We start from the raw sequence: 3,430 nt of genomic DNA, 5'->3' as shown, positions 1-3,430 counted from the left end.
CGGCCACCCACACCGGCCGCGAGGACATCCGGCTCGGCAACGCCACCTGGCTGTCCACCTGGCGGGTCAACGTCCGGATGGCCGAGCGCTACCGCGAGGGCCGGGTCCTGCTGGCCGGGGACTGCGCCCACGTCCACCCCACGGCGGGCGGGCTGGGCATGAACACCGGCATCCAGGACGCCTGGAACCTCGCCTGGAAGCTCGGCCATGTGGTGCGCGGACTCGCCGCGCCCGCGCTGCTGGACACCTACCAGGAGGAGCGGCTGCCGATCGCCGCGTGGACCCTCGACGTCACCAGCGCCGGGATGGCGGCCGTGATGGACGGGATCGACACGCCCGGCATCGGGGTCGAGGCCGGCGGGGTCGGCGACTTCACCGGACTGTCCCTCGGCTACCGGTGGAGCAGCCTCGCCGGAGGCGCCCCGGCCGAGGGCGACCCGGAGGCGCTGCTCCGGGCCGGGGACCGGGCGCCCGACGGCCCCTGCCCGGGACCGGACGGCGCCCCGGGCCGGCTCTTCGAGCGGTTCGCCGGCGACGACTTCACCCTGCTCGTCCTCGGTGCGGGCGCCCGCCCCGAGTTCGCCGGACTGCCCGGCCACGTCCGGCCGGTGCGGGTCGAGGACCGGGACGGCGAGGTCCGCCGGGCCTATGGCGTGACCGGGGAGGCCCTGGTCCTGGTCCGGCCGGACAACCACATCGCGCTGGTCACCCCGGCCGCCGAGCCCGGCCCGGTGCACGCCTACCTGGCGCGCCTGGCCGCCACCGGGTGATCAGGGCCTCGGCACCGGTGGCGCGGTGCACCGTCAGGTAGGCGACGCCCTCCGCCCCCGCCGCCACCGCGCGCTCGGCGCCGCGCGGCAGCAACCGCAGCGCGCCCGGCTCCAGTGCGTGCTCGACGCCCGCGCAGCGCAGGGTCCCCCGCCCGGCGAGGCCCAGCACCAGCACGTCCAGGTCGGGTTCGACATGGGCGGCCACGGCCGCCCCGGGGCGCAACCGCACCACGTTGGCGTCCAGTTGGCGCTCGGTGCCGGTCAGCCGCCACAGCGCCCCGGCGGCGTCGGCACCGGCCTCCCGCAGCAGCGCCTCGACCGCCACGCCGTCGCCGAACCCGTCCGGCCCGCGCGACCCGTCAGAATCCCTCATAGCGGACATCCTCCCACCGCACAGCGGCCCTGCCGGGTCCGGGCCCGTCAGTCGATGCTCCCGCCCGTGTTGCGGATCAGCTGCCGGAGCACCTTCAGCGCGGTGACGTAGTCCGCGTCGTCGATGCCCGCGTGGAGGGCGGCGCGGATCGCGGGGGCGTTGCGGGCGAGGTCGACCCGGGCCTGCTCGCCCTCCTCGGTGAGCCACAGCCGCTGCTCGGCGTCCTGGGTCAGCCAGCCGCGCTCCACCAGTACGGCGGCCTCCGCCGTCAGGTCGTCCTCGGACCGGAGGTAGGAGGCCATGGCCGCCCGGAGCTCGGGCACCGTCATGCCCGCCCCGTCCGGCGAGATGTCGTTCTTCGACAGGTTGCGCAGCAGCCAGAACTGCGGCTGGGTGTAGCCCTTCTCGGCCTGTCGGGCCCGGGTGAACGCGATGAGGGCCTCGTAGGCGACACCGGTCCAGTAGGCGGCGGGCTGGCCGGCGAGTTCGGCGTCGGAGATCTGCTGGGTCGACACGGGGGTCCCCTCCTGGTGTCTCGGGTGAGCGGCCCGCACGCGGTGCGGGTCGTACGAGAACCGTAGGACTTGAAGTGCGGTTGAGGGCAAGGGAGGGAAGCCCCGGCGGTCGGCCCTGTCAGCCCCTGGCGGCCTGCTCGGCCAGGGTCACCGGCAGACCGGCCTCGATCCGCCCCAGCAGTCGGCCGCCGTGGACGCCCGGGGTGTCGAAGCCGCGCCACTCGTCCGGGTCGGTGTCGGCCCCGGTCAGCAGCACCTCGGGGACCAGCACCGTCTCCGGGGCGACGGGCACGGCGCCGGGGAAGGGCGCGAGGTACGGCGGGCGGAGCACCGGCCCGAACAGCTCGCCGCCGACGAGGTCCGGCTCGAACTCGGAGGAGAGCACGGTGACCCGGGTCCTGAGGTCCCCGTGGATCATCACCAGCTTGTCCGTCAGATGGCCGACGAAGGCCCCGACCTGGACGTCCCCGCCGACGATCAGCTTGGCGTCGCCCTCCAGGTAGACGGCGGCCGCCCGCAGGTCGCCGAGGACGACCAGCGCGGGGCAGCCGTCGTCGGTGTTGATGACCGCGCCCTCCACCAGCAGGTCGCCGTCCACGATGTAGCCGGTGCCGTCGGGCTCGGCCGCGTCGAGGTCGAGATTGCCCTCGACCGTCAGGGCGCCGGTGTGGACGTCGTACTGCTCCTCGTAGAGGTTCTGGTAGGAGTCGGCGGGCAGGCGGCGCTGCTCGAAGAGCGCCACGGCCTGGTCCCAACTGTGCGGGGTGGTGGTGATGTTCATGGGCGGAACTGTGCCACGGGGCACTGACGGCGGCCGCCACCGGGCGGGCGGCCGCCGACCCGCGGGCGGCTCAGGAACGCGGCTGGTTGATGTTGACCAGCCAGGTGACGCCGAAGCGGTCCGTGCACATTCCGAAGACGTCGCCCCACATCTGCTTGTCCATCGGCACGGCCACCGAGCCGCCGCCGGACAGCTTCTCCCAGTAGCCGCGCAGCTCGGCGTCGTCCTCGCCGCTGACGCTCACCGAGATGTTGCCGCCGGGCGTGTGGTCGGTGCCGGGCGGGTTGTCGGCGGCCATCAGGGTGAAGCCGCTGTTGGTGGTCAGCATGCCGTGCATGATCCGGTCGCCGCCCGGGCCCTCCCCGGCGCCGAAGTCGCCGTAGGTGTTGAGGCTCAGCTCGCCGCCGAAGACCTGCTGGTAGAACTCCAGGGCCTGCCGGGCGTCGCCGTTGTAGGTGATGTACGGGTTGAGGATGGACGGCATGATTGATCCCTTTCCTGATTAATTCGGGGGGAATAACCGTTTCCTCAGCCTAGGGAACGCCGGGCCGGGGCGCCGCCCGGCGCGACACGTGCCCCGGCGCCGTCCTGTCGCCCCCGCCGTCGTCCCGTCGCCCCCGCCGTCGTTCTGCCCGAACGGACCTTCCCTTCCGCGGACGCGTCTGGCAGCATCGTCCGCTATTCGGTGATCATGGGCCGGTGACCGGTGGGCCGACTGCTCCGGGGTGCCCGCCGGGGGAGGGGCAGCATGCTGACGCACCGCGAGCGCGGTCGCCGAGGGGACGAGCACCGGCCCGCGCCCTGGGTGCGCACCCGGCTGCGCACGGCGCGTGCGGCCGCCGTGCTCACCGCCGTCCTCACCTTCGTCACCGTCCTCACCGTGACCGCGCTGCCCCGGGCCACCGACCGGGGCGCGAACAGCGCGCTGGCCGCCTTCGCCCAGGACCGCGGCGTCAAGGCGACCAGCCTTCACCCTGTCTCTTATACACAT

The 3,430-nt window shown here is 74.0% G+C and carries 6 protein-coding genes; 2 read left to right on the top strand and 4 right to left on the bottom strand.

Annotated elements, in window-relative coordinates:
* Nucleotides 1–770: FAD-dependent monooxygenase (locus tag VR45_RS33300; protein ID WP_045943630.1), on the top strand; the 770-nt coding region annotated here is incomplete at its 5' end.
* On the opposite strand, the gene VR45_RS33295 is transcribed toward VR45_RS33300, so the two are convergent.
* The 4 genes from VR45_RS33295 to VR45_RS33280 form a co-directional block, all read right to left on the bottom strand.
* Nucleotides 706–1,143 (bottom strand): hypothetical protein, encoded by a 438-nt coding sequence (locus tag VR45_RS33295; RefSeq protein WP_045943629.1) that lies wholly within the window; start codon nt 1,141–1,143, stop codon nt 706–708. The two genes, VR45_RS33300 and VR45_RS33295, sit on opposite strands and share 65 nt — an antisense overlap.
* Before the next feature lie 47 nt (nt 1,144–1,190).
* Entirely contained in the window at nt 1,191–1,658 is a 468-nt protein-coding gene (locus VR45_RS33290) for a MarR family winged helix-turn-helix transcriptional regulator (RefSeq protein WP_045943628.1), read from the bottom strand.
* A 118-nt stretch (nt 1,659–1,776) separates the two neighbouring features.
* Nucleotides 1,777–2,439: a hypothetical protein gene (locus VR45_RS33285; protein ID WP_045943627.1), complete on the bottom strand. Its 663-nt coding sequence runs from the start codon at nt 2,437–2,439 to the stop codon at nt 1,777–1,779.
* 70 nt (nt 2,440–2,509) lie between these two features.
* Nucleotides 2,510–2,923 (bottom strand): VOC family protein, encoded by a 414-nt coding sequence (locus tag VR45_RS33280; protein WP_045943626.1) that lies wholly within the window; start codon nt 2,921–2,923, stop codon nt 2,510–2,512.
* 264 nt (nt 2,924–3,187) lie between these two features.
* Between VR45_RS33280 and VR45_RS33275 the strand changes: the two genes are divergently transcribed.
* Nucleotides 3,188–3,430, top strand: a 243-nt coding sequence (locus VR45_RS33275) for a hypothetical protein (RefSeq protein WP_045943625.1), incomplete at its 3' end; no start/stop codon positions are given.

The sequence above is a fragment of the Streptomyces sp. NRRL S-495 genome (assembly GCF_000966955.1).
In the GTDB taxonomy this organism is placed as follows: Bacteria; Actinomycetota; Actinomycetes; order Streptomycetales; family Streptomycetaceae; genus Kitasatospora; species Kitasatospora purpeofusca.
The sequence above is the reverse complement of the archived record's forward strand: the minus strand, read 5'-3'. Positions and strand labels throughout refer to the sequence as shown.

Bases quoted from the DNA above. Each gene is read 5' to 3' on its own strand.
- VR45_RS33295 (WP_045943629.1), bottom strand. From the start codon at position 1,143: ATGAGGGATTCTGACGGGTCGCGCGGGCCGGACGGGTTCGGCGACGGC.
- VR45_RS33280 (WP_045943626.1), bottom strand. From the start codon at position 2,923: ATGCCGTCCATCCTCAACCCGTACATCACCTACAACGGCGACGCCCGG.
- VR45_RS33285 (WP_045943627.1), bottom strand. From the start codon at position 2,439: ATGAACATCACCACCACCCCGCACAGTTGGGACCAGGCCGTGGCGCTC.